18 protein-coding genes are annotated in these 18,463 nt (G+C 42.5%); 3 read left to right on the plus strand and 15 right to left on the minus strand.

What is annotated here, in order from left to right:
- Nucleotides 1–88: 88 nt before the first annotated feature.
- The 7 genes from RB622_RS27920 to RB622_RS27950 all read right to left on the minus strand — a co-directional run bounded on the left by RB622_RS27920 (nt 89) and on the right by RB622_RS27950 (nt 4,366).
- Nucleotides 89–550 (minus strand): YetF domain-containing protein, encoded by a 462-nt coding sequence (locus RB622_RS27920; protein ID WP_308050104.1) that lies wholly within the window; start codon nt 548–550, stop codon nt 89–91.
- 136 nt (nt 551–686) lie between these two features.
- On the minus strand, nt 687–1,253 hold the full coding sequence (locus RB622_RS27925; RefSeq protein WP_308050105.1) for a 50S ribosomal protein L25/general stress protein Ctc: 567 nt from the start codon (nt 1,251–1,253) through the stop codon (nt 687–689).
- A gap of 34 nt (nt 1,254–1,287) precedes the next feature.
- Nucleotides 1,288–2,232, minus strand: a complete 945-nt coding sequence (locus tag RB622_RS27930; protein WP_308050106.1) for a ribose-phosphate pyrophosphokinase — start codon at nt 2,230–2,232, stop codon at nt 1,288–1,290.
- A 38-nt stretch (nt 2,233–2,270) separates the two neighbouring features.
- Complete coding sequence (locus tag RB622_RS27935; protein WP_308050107.1) at nt 2,271–2,846, minus strand: phosphatase PAP2 family protein; 576 nt, start codon at nt 2,844–2,846, stop codon at nt 2,271–2,273.
- On the minus strand, nt 2,843–3,820 hold the full coding sequence (gene trpS, locus RB622_RS27940; protein WP_308050108.1) for a tryptophan--tRNA ligase: 978 nt from the start codon (nt 3,818–3,820) through the stop codon (nt 2,843–2,845). Before trpS ends, RB622_RS27935 begins: the two co-directional genes overlap by 4 nt.
- A 29-nt stretch (nt 3,821–3,849) precedes the next feature.
- Nucleotides 3,850–4,176: a type II toxin-antitoxin system RelE/ParE family toxin gene (locus RB622_RS27945; RefSeq protein WP_308050109.1), complete on the minus strand. Its 327-nt coding sequence runs from the start codon at nt 4,174–4,176 to the stop codon at nt 3,850–3,852.
- Nucleotides 4,169–4,366 carry a hypothetical protein gene (locus RB622_RS27950; RefSeq protein ID WP_308050110.1) on the minus strand — a complete coding sequence of 66 codons (198 nt, stop codon included), beginning with the start codon at nt 4,364–4,366 and terminating at the stop codon, nt 4,169–4,171. The genes RB622_RS27945 and RB622_RS27950 overlap by 8 nt, the downstream gene beginning before the upstream one ends.
- 154 nt (nt 4,367–4,520) lie before the next feature.
- On the opposite strand from RB622_RS27950, the gene RB622_RS27955 reads away from it, so the two are divergent.
- The 3 genes from RB622_RS27955 to trxA all read left to right on the plus strand — a co-directional run bounded on the left by RB622_RS27955 (nt 4,521) and on the right by trxA (nt 9,325).
- On the plus strand, nt 4,521–5,210 hold the full coding sequence (locus RB622_RS27955) for a DUF2461 domain-containing protein (RefSeq protein WP_308050111.1): 690 nt from the start codon (nt 4,521–4,523) through the stop codon (nt 5,208–5,210).
- A 56-nt stretch (nt 5,211–5,266) separates the two neighbouring features.
- Nucleotides 5,267–8,905 (plus strand): DNA polymerase III subunit alpha, encoded by a 3,639-nt coding sequence (gene dnaE / locus RB622_RS27960; RefSeq protein ID WP_308050112.1) that lies wholly within the window; start codon nt 5,267–5,269, stop codon nt 8,903–8,905.
- A gap of 87 nt (nt 8,906–8,992) precedes the next feature.
- On the plus strand, nt 8,993–9,325 hold the full coding sequence (trxA, locus tag RB622_RS27965) for a thioredoxin (protein ID WP_308050113.1): 333 nt from the start codon (nt 8,993–8,995) through the stop codon (nt 9,323–9,325).
- Nucleotides 9,326–9,712: 387 nt separating this feature from the next.
- Here trxA and RB622_RS27970 read toward each other — a convergent pair whose 3' ends face one another.
- The 8 genes from RB622_RS27970 to RB622_RS28005 all read right to left on the minus strand — a co-directional run bounded on the left by RB622_RS27970 (nt 9,713) and on the right by RB622_RS28005 (nt 18,368).
- A complete protein-coding gene (locus tag RB622_RS27970) occupies nt 9,713–10,603 on the minus strand; it encodes a serine hydrolase (protein WP_308050114.1) in 891 nt (296 codons plus the stop codon).
- Nucleotides 10,604–10,606: 3 nt separating this feature from the next.
- Entirely contained in the window at nt 10,607–11,482 is an 876-nt protein-coding gene (locus RB622_RS27975) for an aldose 1-epimerase family protein (RefSeq protein WP_308050115.1), read from the minus strand.
- A gap of 162 nt (nt 11,483–11,644) precedes the next feature.
- On the minus strand, nt 11,645–12,859 hold the full coding sequence (locus RB622_RS27980; RefSeq protein ID WP_308050116.1) for an aminotransferase class III-fold pyridoxal phosphate-dependent enzyme: 1,215 nt from the start codon (nt 12,857–12,859) through the stop codon (nt 11,645–11,647).
- Nucleotides 12,860–12,937: 78 nt separating this feature from the next.
- Entirely contained in the window at nt 12,938–14,131 is a 1,194-nt protein-coding gene (locus RB622_RS27985) for a hypothetical protein (protein WP_308050117.1), read from the minus strand.
- Nucleotides 14,132–14,170: 39 nt separating this feature from the next.
- Entirely contained in the window at nt 14,171–15,022 is an 852-nt protein-coding gene (locus RB622_RS27990; protein WP_308050118.1) for a glutamine amidotransferase-related protein, read from the minus strand.
- 181 nt (nt 15,023–15,203) lie between these two features.
- The gene (locus tag RB622_RS27995; protein ID WP_308050119.1) at nt 15,204–16,304 is read right to left on the minus strand and encodes a carboxylate-amine ligase; all 1,101 of its coding nucleotides are present in this window, start codon (nt 16,302–16,304) and stop codon (nt 15,204–15,206) included.
- Nucleotides 16,305–16,337: 33 nt separating this feature from the next.
- A complete protein-coding gene (locus RB622_RS28000) occupies nt 16,338–17,621 on the minus strand; it encodes a glutathione synthase (protein ID WP_308050120.1) in 1,284 nt (427 codons plus the stop codon).
- Nucleotides 17,622–17,660: 39 nt separating this feature from the next.
- Nucleotides 17,661–18,368 (minus strand): alpha/beta hydrolase-fold protein, encoded by a 708-nt coding sequence (locus RB622_RS28005; protein WP_308050121.1) that lies wholly within the window; start codon nt 18,366–18,368, stop codon nt 17,661–17,663.
- Nucleotides 18,369–18,463: the final 95 nt, after the last annotated feature.

An 18,463-nucleotide genomic window follows, 5' to 3' on the forward strand; every position in this document is an offset into this window, starting at 1 on the left:
GCTTGGTAACCTTAAGATAAACAAAAACCCCGAAATATCTCAGCAATGGACATTTTCGGGGTTAATTTTTGTTACAAAAAACTAAAAGTCAAATAGTTACCCGTGGTTTGGACACCCTATAGTCATCCACATCTTTTTCCCGGAGCAGGGACATGAGCTCTTCTTCGTCAATGAGCTCCTTTTCCATATTTTGCCTGATCAGCCTGCCGTTTCGCACCAGGAGAATGGGTTCAGGCTTTGCAAATTTTCCGAAGATCACTTTTTTATAACCCATCCAGTCGATGGCGTAATCCCAGAAAACAAGGGTCAGGATCAGGACGGCGCCTTCGCTGATCGAATTGTAGGTACCTGCCATGGCATTTTGCGCCGCGTCGGAAATCATGGTGATCAGCAACAGGTCGCTGATACTTAACTGACCGGCTCCGCGCCTGAATAACCTCATGCAGAGATAAATGATCCAGTAAGTGATGGTTCCTCTGATACATACTTCCAGTAGCGACTGGCTGGGAATGATCATGTCATGCCAGTTAACGCTAAACAGTTTATCCATTTTATTTCAAAAACAAGTATTCCGAAACGTGAATCTTTCTGCTGTGAAGTTATGAAAACAAAACGGTTGTAAAACAAATATGCCGACCAAAGGTCGGCACGTTTGCATCTATTAGCCATGAAAAATAAAATACTTATTATTTGCCCAAAGTACCACGAAGTGCACGTGGGATCTCAACTGAGGCAATCGGGTTGCTGATCGCTGTAAGGATAACAAATCCTTGTGGATTAACAGCACCCACTTTAACAGACTTTCCAAGATCAAGTTCAGTTACATCAACTTCTACATAATCAGGAATATTATCTGCCAAACCTTGTACGCGCAATTTACGCAATTTTTGGTTCATTTTACCACCTTTCATTACACCAGCAGATGCTCCTGTTAATTTTACAGGTACATCAACCTTAATTTCCTTGCCATCAATGATCTGAAGGAAGTCAGCGTGTAACAACATATCATTTACAGGGTGGAATTGTTTTTCCTGTAAAATCGCGTTATATATAGTTCCCTCGATGTTCAAGGTAACGTTAAATACATCCGGAGTGAAAAGCAGTGTGCGGAACAACATAGCCGGTGCATAAAAATGCACTTGTTCAGTTCCACCATACAGCACAGACGGAACATAACCCTGAGCACGTAACTCTTGAGCTTCCACCTTGCCGAGATTCGCTCTTTTAAACCCTACAATCTCATGCGTTTTCATAAGAATAATAATTAAAGTTAAAAAAAATAAAAATTTACTGATAATTTATAAACAATGAACTAATAGATTCATGATCTCGGATACGCCCGATTGCTTTTGCGAACAGCTCCGCAACTGACAATACGCGTATTTTATCATTCTGTTGCTTAAGAGGGATCGTGTCGGTAACAATTAATTCCTCAAGGACAGAATTGGCAATGTTTTCATGTGCTTTTCCGGACATAATCGGGTGCGTACTAACCGCTCTGACCGAGTTTGCTCCTTTGCCCATGATAATTTCAGCGGCCTTGCATAATGTTCCGCCGGTATCGATCAGGTCATCTACAAGCACGACATCCATTCCTTCAACCTCACCAATCACCTGCATACTCGCAATTTCGTTCGCTCTTTTTCTGTGTTTGTCACAAAGGATCATATCCACATTCAGGAACTTGGCAAAATTGCGCGCTCTGGCTGCACCACCCATATCAGGCGAAGCAATAAGCAGATTTTTAAGGTTCAGGGATTTGATGTAGGGAACAAAAATAGAAGTCCCTTCCAGGTGATCCACAGGCAAATCAAAAAAGCCCTGTATTTGTCCGGCATGCAGATCCACAGTCATCAGACGGTCTACACCCACGGATGTTAACAGATTTGCCACCACTTTGGCGGCAATGGCCACGCGGGGTTTATCCTTTCTGTCCTGACGTGCATATCCGAAATACGGGATTACCACAGTAACATAATGTGCAGATGCACGGCGTGCTGCGTCTACCATCAAAAGTAGTTCGAGCAAATTGTCAGCCGGAGGGAAGGTGGACTGGATGATAAATACATCACATCCGCGTACCGATTCTTCAAAGCTTGGGGATAGTTCACCGTCGCTGAATTTGCGCAATGTGTATCCACCCAACTCCTTGCCGTAGTACCTTGCAATGTCTTTTGCCAGGTACTCTGACTGACTTCCTGAAAATATTTTTACTGTATTAAAAGAGCCCATGGCCAAACTAAAATTTGCGCAAAATTAATAAAAATCAATTAATTAGAGTGGTATTTCTTCAAAAAAATTAAATAAAGTTGAATACATACCCAGCCAACGAGGAGGCCAACCACAGCCCCGACGAAAATATCACCAGGATAATGCACGCCGACATAGACCCTGCTGTAAGAGTAAACTGCCGCCCAGGCGAATAACCAGCCTATATTACCAATCTTATTCTTAGTCAGTTGAAACCAGACGAGCGCCAGGGAGAAACTGGTGGCCGCGTGCGCGGAAGCAAAGCCAAACATACCGCCGCACCCGCCGATGTTATGAACAAGTCCGGCCAGCGAAGGTTCATGACAGGGACGAAAACGGCCGAAATAAGGCTTCATAACGCCTGAAACAACTTTGTCCGACAGGATAACTGCCACCAGAATAGTGACAATAATAGCTGCTGCCCGTTTCTTCTCCGCCTTAATGGTTATAAAAAGCAACGCCAGGTACATAGGAATCCAGGTGTATTTGAATGTGATCCAATACATGATGGCATCCAGCCAGGGCGCATTTTTGCCATTCAGCCAGAGAAAGAGCTGCTGATCGCCGTGAACAAATATGTCAACAGCCGACGTCATTTGCCGAAACCGAGCACCCGGCGTACTTTGGAAATCGTCTGACGGGCTACTGCACGCGCCTTTTCTTCACCCACTTGCAGGATACCTTCAAGCTCCGTCGTATTTTCCATATAATAATTGTAGATACGGCGTGGCTCGGCATATTTTTCCAAAATTATTTCTAAAAGTGCCTGTTTCGCATGTCCGAAGCCGTAACCTCCGTTAAGGTAATTCTGACGCATGGTTTCAACTTCCGTTTCAGAACCCAGTAAGGAGTAAATTTTGAAAGTAATATCAGCATTCGGATCCTTTGGTGCTTCCAGCGGTGTGGAATCAGAAACAATCTTTTTCACAACCTTTTTCAATTCATTTTCCGGAAGGAAAATATTGATGTAGTTGTTGTAGGACTTACTCATTTTCTGGCCGTCAATACCGGGAATGGTCATCATTTTCTCGTCAATTCTTGCTTCCGGAAGAATCAGCAAGTCTTCGCCGGCAAGCAGATTAAAGCGTGTGGCGATATCCCTGGCCATTTCAAGATGCTGTTTCTGGTCCTTTCCTACCGGAATAATATTGGCGTCGTAAAGTAAGATATCAGCCGCCATCAACACAGGATAAGTAAAAAGCCCGGCGTTCACATCAGCCAATTTTTCAGCTTTATCTTTGAAAGAAGTTGCATTGGCCAGCATCGGAAAAGGCGTGAAGCAGCTCAGGTACCAGGAAAGTTCAGCGTGTTCCTGCACGCGGGATTGTCTCCAGAAAACATTTTTATCGGTGTCAAAACCGAAGGCCAGCCATGTTGAGGCAATAGAACGCACATACAACTCACGTTCGGCTCCGTTTTTAAGGGTGGTCAGCGAATGAAGATCCGCAATGAAAAGAAAAGATTCGTTTTCTGGATTTTTGGATAGTTCGATAGCAGGCTGGATAGCGCCCAAAAGATTTCCCAAATGTGGAAGTCCGCTACTTTGTATCCCGGTAAGAATTCTGGCCATTTTGTATTGTATGCGAATTGAAAAAGATTTTACTCTGTTATGGAATTGATTATTGACTCAATTTCTTTTGTTGATATGGATTCTTGTTCTGATTTATCATATAAATAAAGCAGATATAACTCGTTATGAAAGGAGTACAGATACGTGATCACTCTTGCGCCACCTCTTTTGCCTTTTCCTTTACTTTTTATTCCTAACCTGATTTTAAAAATATTTTTGCCGATAGATTTGCCAAGTGCCGGATTTTTGTCTAGTTCCGCCACCAGATCCTTCATGTCCTGGGTGAGTGATGCGAATTTTTTGGATAACCTCTTAAACTCTTTTTTGAATTCAGGCGTGTAAGTTATTTTAGTCATTAAATAACCCGTTAATATCGGGACTAGGTAGTTTTCCTTCCCGCATCAATTTCATTTCTTCAACGGATTTGCTCAAAGAGGCGAACATTTTTTCTCTTTCCAGCTTTTTCTGGATTTCTTTCCAGTCTTCCATGGTTAGCAGAACACCCGTCTTCTTCCCCTTTTCGTTTGACAAAAATTGAACGTTCATAATTTTCAGTTGATTATGCGTTGCAAAGAAACTTAGTTCTTTGAATTTGTAAAATTCGTTAAATTGATTCAGAAAAACGTGGTAAATTTGATATTTGTAAATGGTCTAATGTTTACAAAACGTTAAAACCTGATATTTAACTCAGAAAATATTTATGCTTCAGTCATCAACACTAAAATTTCTCAAAGACTTAGTTCAAAATAATAACAGGGAATGGTTTCTTGAAAACAGAAAAAGATACGACGACGCCAAGGCAGACCTCGAAAAACTGGTCGGAAAACTCATTATTGAAGTAGGTAAATTTCATGATCTGGGAAATTTACAGGTCAAAGACTGCATTTTCAGGATCAACCGGGATGTTCGTTTTTCTAAAAATAAAGATCCTTATAAAAGTAATTTAAGTGCCGGGATAGGCCATGGGGGTAGAAGCTCAGGAAGGGTGGATTATTATTTACATATTCAGCCGGATGGGGAATCCTTCCTTGGCGGCGGAATGTGGGACGCCACTGCCGAGCAATTGGGTAAGTATCGTCAGGAAGTTGACTACAATGCCGATGAGCTGAAAAGGATTATTCACGATAAAGAATTCCGGACGTATTTCCCGGAAATATGGGGTGAATCTTTAAAGACCGCGCCAAAGGGATATCCCAAGGACCACCCGGAAATAGCGCTATTGAGAAGAAAGCAACTTTTCTTTATGCACCGTTTTTCGGATAAGGATGTGACCGCAAAGGACTTCGCCGATTCAATCGTAGCAGGAATGAAATTGTTGAAACCTTATATCGATTTTATGAATTATATATTGTACGATGCAAATCCGGAAGCCGAGGATATTCGATTGTAATGATTGAATGAGAGCATGAGAGAATGATTGATTGAGCGAATTTCCCAAATAATAATATGCAATTTTCCCACTTACACTGCCATACCCAATTTTCATTGCTTGATGGTGCTGCTGATATCAAAAAGCTTTTCAAAAAGGCAAAAGAAGATAACATGCCAGCCGTTGCCATTACCGATCACGGAAACATGTTCGGGGTTTTTGAATTTGTGGCGGAAGGTAATAAACAAGGTATAAAGCCAATTGTCGGCTGTGAATTTTATGTGGTGGAAGACCGCCATATTCGCCAGTTTACAAAGGAAAAAAAGGATGTTCGTCATCACCAGTTGCTTTTGGCAAAGGATGAAATCGGATATAAAAATCTGGTAAAAATGTGTTCGCTCGGTTTTATTGAGGGGATGTATGGTAAGTATCCGCGAATCGATAAAGAGCTGATTGTCAAATACCACAAGGGGCTTATTGCAACAACCTGTTGTATCGGGGCAATTATCCCAAAAACGATTATCAGAAAAGGAGAGGCTGAGGCTGAGAAAGAATTCAGATGGTGGCTGGATCTTTTCGGGGATGATTTTTATGTGGAGTTGCAACGTCACGAAATCAGGGACCAGTATATTGTCAATGAAGTGCTGGTGCGTTTTGCCAGAAAATATAACGTTAAAATTATCGCCTCCAATGATTCCCATTACGTGGATCGGGATGACTGGAATGCCCACGATATTTTACTTTGTATCAACACAGGAGATAAGCAAAGCACCCCGTCTGCGAAAGATTTTGATGACGATAAAGGCATTCCGAAAGGCTCTCGTTTTGCATTTTTCAACGATCAGTTCTATTTCAAAAATACCAGCGAAATGATGAAATTGTTTAACGACTTACCTGAGTCGATAGACAATACCAACGAGATCGTTGACAAGATTAAAACGCTGAACCTCCACAAAGATATCCTTCTGCCAAACTTCCCGATTCCGGAAGAATTTAAGACACACACCTTGTCTGAAATGGTTGGTAACAAGGAGCTAACAGCCGATGTTTTGAACCAGTGGGAGTATCTGCGTCATCTGACTTTTGAAGGAGCGAAGTTTAAATACGGGACCATAACACCTGAAATTGAGGACCGTTTAAACTTTGAACTGAACACAATCCGTAACATGGGTTTCCCCGGTTACTTTCTTATTGTGGCTGATTTTATTGATGCCGGTCGGAAAATGGGGGTTTTCATTGGCCCGGGCCGTGGTTCCGCGGCGGGTTCGGTGGTAGCTTATTGTACGGGGATTACGAACATTGATCCAATTAAATACGATCTGCTTTTTGAGCGTTTTCTTAATCCTGACCGTATCTCACTTCCCGATATTGATACGGACTTCGATGATGAAGGTCGGCAGAAAGTGATCGATTATGTAGTGAAAAAATATGGCTATAACCAGGTTGCACAAATTGTAACCTATGGTACCATGGCCGCAAAATCTGCGATCAAGGACGTTGCCCGGGTGATGGACCTGCCCTTGCAGGATGCCAACATGCTGGCAAAACTGGTGCCGGATAAGCCTGCATACAATATGACTTTGTCAAGAATTTTCTCTGCGCCCCTGGAAGGCGAAGGAAGTTTGACAAAGAAAGAAGGGATTGCGCCCGAGGAATTGGATAACGTGAAAAAGATGCGCGCGATCATTTCCGGAAATGATCTTCAGGCGAGTGTTTTGCAGGAAGCCCGAAGGCTGGAAGGAACGGTTCGTAACACGGGTATTCACGCGGCCGGGATTATCATCGCACCCAGTGATTTAACGGAGATTATTCCGGTAAGTACCTCCAAAGATTCTGACTTTTTGATTACCCAGTATCAGGGGAAGATCATTGAAGATGCGGGTGTAATTAAAATGGACTTTTTAGGCCTGCGAAACCTGACCATTATAAAGGAAGCACTTCGTCTGATCAAACGGAATCATGATGTAACAATCATCATTGACGATATCCCTTTGGATGATCCAAAAGTCTTCGAACTTTTCCAGAGAGGTGATACCAACGCGATTTTCCAGTTTGAATCCGATGGTATGAAAAAACACATGCGAGATCTTATTCCTGACCGTTTTGAGCACTTAATTGCGATGAACGCGTTATACCGTCCAGGCCCCATTGCTTATATTCCAAACTTTATCCGACGTAAAAACGGACAGGAAGAAATAACATACGATTTACCAGAGCTGGAAGAATATCTGGCCGATACCTATGGGATTACGGTTTATCAGGAGCAGGTAATGCTTTTGTCCCAGAAACTGGGCGGTTTTACCAAAGGGCAAGCGGATACATTGCGTAAAGCAATGGGTAAGAAGCAGATTGAAACCCTGAATAAAATGAAGGGTTATTTCATGAAAGGCGGAGAAGAAAAAGGCCTGGATCTGAAAAAGCTAGAAAAAATCTGGACTGACTGGGAGGCGTTTGCGTCTTATGCCTTTAATAAGTCACACTCAACCTGTTATGCTTTTGTAGCCTACCAAACTGCTTATTTAAAGGCACATTATGCGGCTGAATATATGTCGGCGGTTTTAACGAGCTCGCTGGGCAACATTGAAAAAATAACCTTCTTTATGGAGGAATGTAAGAATCTGGGTATTAGGGTTTTGGGTCCGGATATCAACCAGTCCGACCGACAGTTTAATGCAACCGGTATCGGAGAGATCAGATTTGGGTTGGCCGGTGTAAAAGGAAGTGGTGACGCTGCGGTGGAATCGATCATCGAAGAACGTGACGCAAACGGACCGTTTAAAGATATTTTCGACTTCATTACCCGGGTAAATTTAAGGACAGTGAATAAGAAAACACTGGAAAGTCTGGCTTATGCTGGTGGATTTGATTGTTTCACAGATTATCATAGAGCGCAATATTTTGCTACCGAAATAGGTGGGAATGGGACATTTATTGAAAAATTAATTCGTTATGCGAATAATTATCATACAGATAATGCTCCAAATTTATTTAGTAATTCTGGTGGTGGAGGAGATATAAGTAAACCAAAGGCTGTTGATATGGAACCTTGGGAGGATCTTGCTAAGCTGCGTTATGAGCAGGAAGTGGTCGGTTTTTATATTTCGGGGCATCCGCTGGATACTTTTAGGATAGAGCTGGATAATTTTTGCAATGGTACCCTGAATGAACTGATGGTGATTCCTGAAGGAGAACGTGCTCCCAAACATTTTGGAAAGGATATTAGTGTAGGCGGGATTGTCACGAGTGTGATGGAAAGAATGTCTAAAAATGGCAATCCGTTTATCATTTTTAAAATAGAGGATTATAAAGGTTCTATTGAAATGCTTCTGGGGGGCGAGGATTGTGTAAAGTTTAAAAATTACCTCGAAATTGGCAGATTTCTATATATTAAAGGGAAAATACAGAACCGCTGGAAACAGGAAGACCAGTTCGAATTCAAAATTTCTTCTATTCAATTACTGACTGAAATCCGGGATAAAATGTGCAGAAAAATAAAAGTTAATCTTACGCTGGATCAGATAGACGCCGAGTTTATTACTTTGTTGCGTGAAACATTTAGCAATAATCCGGGTCAATGTCCTGTAAATATGACCGTTAAGGATCCTGAGACTCATTTGGAGGTAGAGATGGCGTTGCGCAATTACCGTGTTTCACCAACCAACGAATTATTTAAAACATTAAAGGGATTTCCGGGCGTGGACTTTTCTCTCAATTAGAATGGAAATTCAAGAATTCCGGAACTTTTATAACACTTATTTCATTATTACCTCAACTAATTAATATCAAAATAGACACTTATTGACATGGGAAAAGCACTTGAAATTACCGATAGCACTTTTGAAGAACTTATTCAGGGCGATCAGCCTGTACTCGTTGATTTCTGGGCAGAATGGTGTGGCCCTTGTAAAATGATCGGACCGGTTGTTGAACAATTGGCAGGAGAGTATGAAGGTAAAGCCATTATCGGTAAAATGGATGTAGATATGAATTCAGCAATCCCGGCTAAATTTGGTATCCGCAGTATCCCTACTTTGATGATCTTTAAAGGTGGTCAATTGGTAGATAAAGTTGTAGGTGTTGTGCCTAAAACTACTTTGGAAGATAAATTAAATGCTCAAATCGAAGCAACTGTTTAATTTTAACAGTCTTGGATTTATATAAAAAAGGCTCCGAAAGGAGCCTTTTTTATTGGGCGCGTATATAAAAATGTGTCTGCATCATTGCCCGATTCGGGCACCCTGTTGATAGCAATTTTTTTGTTTGGATAATGTTAGTCAATTCCCTGTGAGTTGGTCGATGGTGACAGAGGGAGCTCCAATGGAGCTGGATTTTTTCTAAGATACGTCTTTCTATAAACAGGAAGCTCTATAGAGCTGCTACTTATTGAAAATAATCCTGGCGTGTTTATATCATTACCCGATTCGGGTGTCCTGTTTATAGTAATTATTTTTCATTAGGTTAGTTAACTCCATCGGAGTTCCCTGATTGTATTTTATAATTATGGATTTTAAACCGGGAAAATACTATCTCAAATTCAAGTAAATCATTTCTGAAATACCAGCAAGCATTTTCTTGTTGGCTTCGTCATTGTCAAAATCTTTTGATAAAATAACCAGCACATACTTTCGCCCATCCGGAAGGAACACAATGCCGCTGTCGTGCTGAACTTTGACTATCGACCCGGTTTTATGGGCAACTTTTATATCTCGAGGTAAGTTGCCCGGAATCACTTCATTGAATTTTTGATCCAGCAGAATCTTGATCATTGCCTGACAGGTCTCTTCATTCACAATTTTGCCAGTCGCCATTTTTTCGAAAATTAATCGTAAATCATAGGCGTTTGTAGTATTGTTCAAGCCCTTTTGAAAGGCTTTTGTATCTTCCACACCCCTGAGCACCTGTATGTTACTTGCGCCCAGTTTTCGCATGGTTTGCGTCACCTTTTTTGCATCAACAAGATCAATGATCATATTGGTTGCGAAGTTGCTGCTGACAATAATCATTTCATAAACAAGGTCCCGGATCGCACGTTTCTGACCGATCTGGCGGTAAAGTGTATGATCACCATCCCGAAGGGAATCCAGGCTGTAAGGACTCCCATCCACGATACTTCTGAACTCATTTTTGACGACAATTGAGTCCGTCAATGCGAATTTTCCCTGTGCCGCCTGCTTGAAAACTTCAATCATCACAGGCATTTTCATTGTGCTGGCCGCGTGAAAAGACTCATGTGCATTGATAGAGAGTTCTTCTCCGGTTGTTAAATCCTTAAATGCGATGGCATAAGTGCCATGATGTTTTTTTAACGCATTCGAAATTTTTAGTTTCAATCCTTCCATATCCAGTTTCGGCTGAGCGAAAACAGAGATTTGGGAAGCACAGAACAAGACAACAACGAGATACAGGGTTTTCATCAATTATTCCTCTATTTCAATCGAGTAAGAAGCATTAAAAGTTTTATGTGCAGCCAGGCTGAGGATTCCTTCCTTGGTTTCAAAATTATGGTCGCTGTCAGCATTATCTGCGATGCCGAGCCAAGGCTCTATACAAACGAAATTGGCGTTAGGTTTAGCCCAGATCCCCAAATATGGAAATCCTGCATAAGACACGCGCACAACTTGCGACGATTTCTTACTTTTCAGACTTACACTTTGCGAGGCCAGATTTTTGAAAATCAAAGCATCATTGTCGAATAAATGAGGGGTTAGGGGAAGTACATTCGTGTTTTCCAGTACCGGTTTCGTATTTTTTCCTACGAGGCCCTCTTTTTCTAAAAGCCATGTCGGTGCGGTTTCAACTTTTTCAAATTCTAGATAATAATCGTCGTACTGTTCACCATCATTAACCGGGCATTTAAAAGCCGGATGTGCGCCCAGGGAGAATAACATCGGCGCATCACCATGGTTGACCACTTGATGATCAACCGTGATTTTGTTTTCTTCCAGTGTATAAGTAATCAGAAATTCGAATGCATAAGGGTAAATTTGCAGCGTTTGCTCGCTATATGTTAGACCAAAAGTGAGACTGTTTTCTGTTTTATCAACGAGTTTGACATGCGGGTTATTACGCACAAATCCATGTCTGGGTACTTTATAGGGTTTCCCTTTGATCAAAACAAAACCACCTTTTATCGCTCCGATTGCCGGAAAAAGAACGGGTGCATAACTTCCCCATATATCCGGATCAGCGTTCCACATATAGTCTTTTCCGGTTGACTTCGATTGAATCTGGCAAAGTTCAGCACCAAGTGTTTGTACGGCAATCCTGAATTTTTCATTTTCTAATCTTTGCATAATGTATGGTGTTAAATAATCAGGAATATCTTTTGTGATGTCAATTTTTGGAAACGGATAAGCCAAAATCTTATAGGGTTATTCCGTTCCGGGCATCAAATAAAAAATAAATTCACAGGAATATCATCATTCTCCAGTGAATTTGCAGCAAAATGATTTGTATCAGTTGCTAGACAATACGTCCAGAATAACCTTACAGCCTTCCCGGATTTGCTCTTCTGTTATTGTCAGCGGAGGAGCGATCCGCATGGAATTATCGCAAAAAAGAAACCAATCGGTAACCACACCCATTTCGATACATTTGTCGATGGTTTGCTTAAGTACCTCAAATGACTCCATCTCAGCGGCAAGCATCAAACCTTTTCCACGGATTTCTTTGATTTTGGGATGTATTAACAATGATTTGAACAGTGCCCCCTTAGCGATTGCTTTTTCTGCAAGCTCTTCTTTTAGCGTAACCCGAAGGGTGGCTAACGAAGCAGCAGAACTCACCGGATGTCCTCCGAAAGTGGTGATGTGGCCCAGGATCGGGTTGGTTTTGAAAACACTCATGATTTCCTGAGAAGCCATAAAAGCGCCAATCGGCATGCCGCCACCCATCCCTTTGGCACTTAGCAATACGTCCGGATAAATATCAAATGGCTCGAAAGCCCAGAATGATCCTGTCCGGCCAAAACCTGTTTGCACCTCATCCAAAATTAATAATGCGCCAACTTCCGTACATCTTTTACGCAACGCCTTAACATATTCGGAAGAAGGCACACGCACACCGGACTCGCCGCCAATGACTTCAATAATTACAGCAGCGGTATGGGTGGTGATGTATTGCAAATCTTCCATTTTGCCATGCTCAATGTTCCTGATTCCGGTTAAAAGTGGACGGAAATTCCGCTTAAAAGATTCAGAGCCTGAAAGACTTAAAGCACCTTGCGTAGAGCCGTGGTAGGCATTGAAGCAGGAAATGAATTCGGTCCGGCCCGTAAACCTTTTCGCCAGTTTCATCGCGCCTTCCACCGCTTCTGTGCCTGAGTTGGTGAAATATACATTGTTGATTTTTCCGAAAGGGGAGGGATTTTCGGATTCAAAATTCAGCGTATCGGTAAGTTCTTTTGCAAGTTCTACCTGTGTACTCTGGACAAATTCACCGTACACCAGCAAATGCATATGCTTGTCCAGCTGCTGATGCAAGGCGGCCAGTACTTCCGGATGGCGATGCCCGACATTGCTGACACCGATGCCGGAAATAAGATCAAGATATCGTTTTCCGTCTGTTCCGTACATGTATACGCCTTCTGCGCGTTCAATTTCAAGGGCAAGCGGATAATCGGATGTTTGGGCTATATGGTCAAAAAAGTGTTGACGATGTGAAATGTGCATTTAGTAATAATTATACTTTTAATACTTATTATATTTTATTTGTTATGTTTTTTGAAGTCAATGCGTTCATTTTTTCGATTAGCTTTCAAAGAAACAGGCCGTTCCACCCACCCAGGTGAAATCTTTATTAAACCTTACGCCAATCATTTCACCCCGGCTCAACCGGCTTAAACTGGTGAGCAATGCTGGTCTGACCGCATTGTCTGGCCAGCTGTACATCATTCGGATCTCACATTTAACAAGACCGTCAGGAGCCTGGATGATCGGCTCATAGGCAACCTTTTTTTGTAAAATGTAATTCTCAGGATCCTTAATTTTTGATAAAATAGCCGTTGTGACATGCAACTGAACGCCTGCACCGGCGAATGAAAAGAGCGGTTTTAACACAAAATTTTCCAGATCCTCAGGAAAAGAACCCTGGTAATCGGATACAAATTTTGTTTCAGGAATATAGCGGCTATTGAGAAAGGGCAGCGTAAATTTACTGATCCGGAAGAACCAGTTGGGATGGCCAACCCAGGTTACATCTACGTCGTCCGTAACATGGTAACTGGTTTGCGGATCCGGATAATTTTGTAAATCGTCAAAAATCAACCGGTTATAAATCCGTTTTACCTGAATTTTACGACCGTCTTTTTCGTAGAAAAGCTTCCGGCCTTCTTTTATTAATTTGGTATAACAAACTGCTTTTACGCTCAGCAGCTTTTCTGTGATCGCAAAGTCGATACGTGTTTTTTGTTTTTCCGGAAAAATTTCCAGCAGTATAACCTGTTCGGGGTTTTCGTCCGCAACAATCAGTTCTTTCAATTTCTCAATATAATCGTCAAAATTTTCAGCACCAAAGGCGTAGTTGAAACGGTCTGGCACAGGGAAATTCCTTTTGAAAACTTCCGATATATAACCCTGATAAGCATACAAGGAGGCAAACCCTTGTAATTCGATCAGCTGAGGAATGAGCGCACCGTTATTATCTTTACAAACAGCAAAATCAATAGCCAGAAACGAGGAATGGCCGTTTTCATTTGGAACATGCTGGTCGGTGGGAATGGCACGGTCCGTTTGGGCTTTGAAATCATCTGAAATAATTGTTTCGATAATTTCGTCACAGGCTTCAATCAGCTTCTCTTTCAGGTCTTTTGGGACAAAAACAGGTGTTTCAGCAACACGGAAATCGAGTGTATCAGGATAATCTGACGCAATTGAATTTAAAAACTGCTGGTATTTATCTTCTGTAAAAGACTGGTTATAAGTTTTCCGTGCTTGCTGATGCATCTGCCTGAATTTATGGGTTACGCATTAATTATATCCTGGTTACATTGCCGGTACTGTTGATACGCTCTGTATTTTGTCAAAAGCGATCTTTAAAAAAGTAGGTATGATCACCGATTCAGTCATCCTGATCTTGTCAGGATCGTTCAGATGCTCAATCATGTCATTGTATTTCGCTTCTCCATGATTGGCAATGATACTTGTTTTTTTCTCCTCTCTCAAAAAATATCGCAGCATCCCCTCTGCATCAGCTTCCGGGTGAAACTGAGTGCCGACAATTTCTTTGGAGAAACGTATCGCCATCATGGCACGTTCGAGTTTGACATGCGGACGAATTTTTTCCAGACACAGGATTTTAGCCCCCATCCTGTCGATAACAAACTGATTTGGTTGGATAACCTGAAAATCACGAGAGTCAACGATCCAGAACGGGTCTTGTAGCGGGTTCAATAAGGCGTCTTTTCTGCCGCCGGAAGTTTTATGAACGGGAAACGTGCCAAAGGAGGTTTTTCTTCTTTTGCCAACTGTCCCGACCTGCCAGTGGATACAGGCCATTTGAAAGGAGTGGCATATCAGGAACAAATGTTTTTTTACGCGGTTGTGGCGGTTGGCGTTGTACTCGGTTACCTTGTCAAGGAACCGGAAAAATTTCCGTTCCCAGGCTTCTCCGACCGGGGCTGGATTTCCCGGTCCTCCTGTCGATATGTAAGCGTCGAAGTCCATGCCCGGTACTTCCAGATGCTGGCGGACGTTAAAAATTTCGTAGGTTAAATCAAGCGATTCCAGCTCGCCAAACTCAGTAATAATTTTTTTAATACAACGCATCCCCTCGTTTTCAAAGCCGTTGTACATATCCAGAATGGCAATTCTGAAATGTTTCTTATCGTTGTTCATTGTTGGTCTGGTCAAAAGTTTATGTCTGATAATCTCCTGAGCCTGTTTTGTTTTCTTAATTTACTTCAGACTGCAAAGTTCCTCATTTGAATCAACAAAAAGAAAAATTCATGATAATTGTCCTTTGCAGACAGCAATTCCGGTTTGAAAGAGAGCCGGAATTGCTGTCTGTGAAATGCGATCAGGCTATTCCGACCCTGGTTTCGGAAACAATATAGTCGACCACCGCTTTCATATCATTCGTTTTTTCGAAAACCGCCAGTTGTCTGTCCGCGCCAGTACCCATTTCCAGAATCTGGTGGATGTATTCGATTTCGTGCCGACTTCCGAGTTTATCCACAACGTCGTCGATGAATTCGAGGAGTTCGGCAACGAGCAACTTATATTCGACTTCCTCCTGTTTGCCAAAATCAATCAGTTTTCCCTGAATGCCATAACGTGCTGCCCGCCACTTATTTTCATTGATCAGCATGCGGTGATAAGGCCGGAAGTTGAGGTTCATTCGGTGAAGCTTGTGGATTTTAGCAACCAAAGCCTGCATGATCGCCGCCAGACAAATGGTTTCGTCCGTGCGCATGGGCACATCGCACATCCTGAACTCAATTGTATTGAAGAAAGGATGAAGCCTGATATCCCACCAGATTTTTTTACCGTTATCAATACATTTCGTTTTAATCAGCAGATTGACGTACTCATCATATTCCGAAGCACTCGCGAAATAATCCGGAATGCCTGTCCTTGGGAATTTATCAAAAACCTTGGAGCGGTAAGATTTAAAACCCGTGTTGCGACCGCACCAAAATGGCGAGTTCGTCGACAAAGCATAAATGTGAGGAAGAAAATAGCGGACAGCATTCATAATCTCAATGGCTTCGTTGCGATTTTCGATGCCTACGTGAACGTGCAGTCCAAAGATCAGGTTGCCGCGGGCAACGTCCCTCATTTCATCAATAATCTCGTCATATCTCGGATCGGGCGTTATCAGCTGTTCGACCCAGTCCGCAAAAGGATGTGTTCCGGCTGCCGCCACCTGCAAATCCTGCTTGGCGGCGAGGTCCAGAATCATTTTTCGCAAATAAGTTACTTCCTCTCTCGCTTCCTGAATATTATGACAGATGTTGGTACCGACTTCCACCACAGCCTGGTGCATTTCAGCTTTTACCCGCTCTTTCAGCGTAATCTTGCCATCCTCAACGAGTTTGGACATATGCGAACGCAGGTTTCTTGTAACGGGATCGATTGTTTGAAATTCCTCTTCAATTCCGAGTGTGAAAGTCGCCATAATATGAAACTGTGATAAATAATATGTTGGCTTTTATTTTTTCTTCGCTGGTTTTACGCCCGCTTTTTTCGCAGGCTCCAGTGTCGTAGCTTTTTTGGCCGTCGTACTGGCAACGGCTTTTGTGGGGGCTGATGCCTTTTTAACAGCTTTGGCAGGAGCCGCCACTTTTACTTCCTCTGTTTTTTTCTTGGGAACATCTTCAAATGGAACCGGTGCGGGGGCTGCTGCCTTTGTTTTTACTTCCGGATTTTTTGACGGTGCGACAGGGGCTGCTTTACTTTCAGCAGCTTTTTTTGGCGCAGGTGTTTCAGGTTTTGCCGGAGCCGCAATTTTTACTTCTTTCACAAGTTTAGGAACAGCAGCAGCAACGGTAACGGAGTCTTTTATAAAAGTACCCCAGGTTAGATTGGTTTGTCCCGGATTATGTTTTTTTGCACGATCAATAGCCATTTTCGCGGCAGTTTCAACGACCCATTCGAAATTTTCAGGACCCACCGAATAGATGTCCGCGTCAGGTGCAGGGTTACAGAAATCAATCGCAATTGGAATTCCGTCACGTACCGCAAATTCAACGGTATTGAAATCATAACCCAGCGCTATATTTAGTTTCAATGTATATTCTTTGACCGTAGCCAGCAGTTTTTTGGCCGCTTCTCCCTTGGCTTTTATTTCGGATGCATAGCGCAAGTGGTGCGGGTTGCGAGGCTCATAAGGCATGATCAGGACGTCTTTTTGTCCAATGCAATAACAGCGGAAATAATCATCAAACTGGATTTCTTCCTGAAGCATCATGATCAGCTGGCCGGTTTCCTCATGTTTTCGCCACATATCGTGCGGGTCGGTTACCTGATAAACACTTTTCCAGCCACCGCCGTCGTGCGGTTTCATGTATGCGGGAAAACCGATGTATTTGAACATTTCTTCCCAGGCAAGTGGGAAAGCGAGGTTGCGGAACGAGGTTTCAGATGTATCCGTAGGGCGTTCTTTTGAAGGTAGAAGGACTGTTTTAGGTACCGGAATGCCTATTTTTTCGGCTAGCGCGTTATTGAAAAACTTCTCATCGGCACTCCACCAAAAGGGGTTGTTAATGACTGCAGTCCCACTTAAAGCGGCATTTTTTAAATAAGCCCTGTAAAAAGGAACGTCCTGAGAAATGCGGTCGATGATTACAGCGTATTCGGTCGGATCGGCCTGGATAACTTTTTCAATGGTGACGGCCTCTGCAATAATTCCTTTTTCACCTTTGCTGTTGACACGGTCTATAAATGCCTGCGGAAAGGTATTTTCCATTCCATAAAGAATCCCGATTTTTTTCATGATTGTTTGTTGTTAATGCGTTGTACCTGACAAAATCTTTTACATCATTTTACTTAAATAGTCGGGGAACATGCCGTTCCAGAGTGCCCAGTCGTGTTTTTCCCAGCCACGGATGTCCAGCCAATGGTCGATTCCTTTTTCATTCAGGATATCCGACATTTTGATATTACTGTTCAGACAAATATCCCATTCCGAAGTTCCCAGGATAATTTTCATATGGCCGAACCGCCAGCTTTGCTCGTTGGGCATAAAATCCACGGGATTGCTGAAATAGACATTGTCGTCATAAAAACCGTCCATGAAATTTCTGATATCAAAAGCACCACTCATGCTTACCAGATAGGCGACAGTTCCGGGATGGCGGAATGCGAAATTAGCCGAATGAAATCCTCCGAAACTGCAACCGGCCACACCGATTCTGTCAACATTGCATTCATGCCGGATATATGGAACCAGCTCACTGGCCAGAAATTTGTCGTATTGAATATGGTTCAAAACCCGCGCTTCCGGATTTAAATGTTTTGCATACCAGGAATCCGCATCGACGGAATCGATACAATAAATCTTGTATTTTCCCGATTCAACCAACCCGCGAACAGATTCAATCAGTCCCATATCTTTGGCCTGATAATACCTCCCCAGGGTAGTCGGGAATAGCAGAATAGGATAGCCCCAGTTTCCAAACACCAGCATCTCGATATCGCGTCCGAGGTGGTGCGAATAGTATTTTATATGCTTCTCCTCCAATGTGATGTGTTTTAAGTTGCTTCTTGAAATATACGAAACAAATTATAAGATGCAAATAATTGAAAACGGGGCGTTTTGGTGATGCTCATTTGCGC

Origin of the sequence: Dyadobacter sp. LHD-138 (assembly GCF_030929615.1) — a bacterium.
Classification (GTDB): Bacteria; Bacteroidota; Bacteroidia; order Cytophagales; family Spirosomataceae; genus Dyadobacter.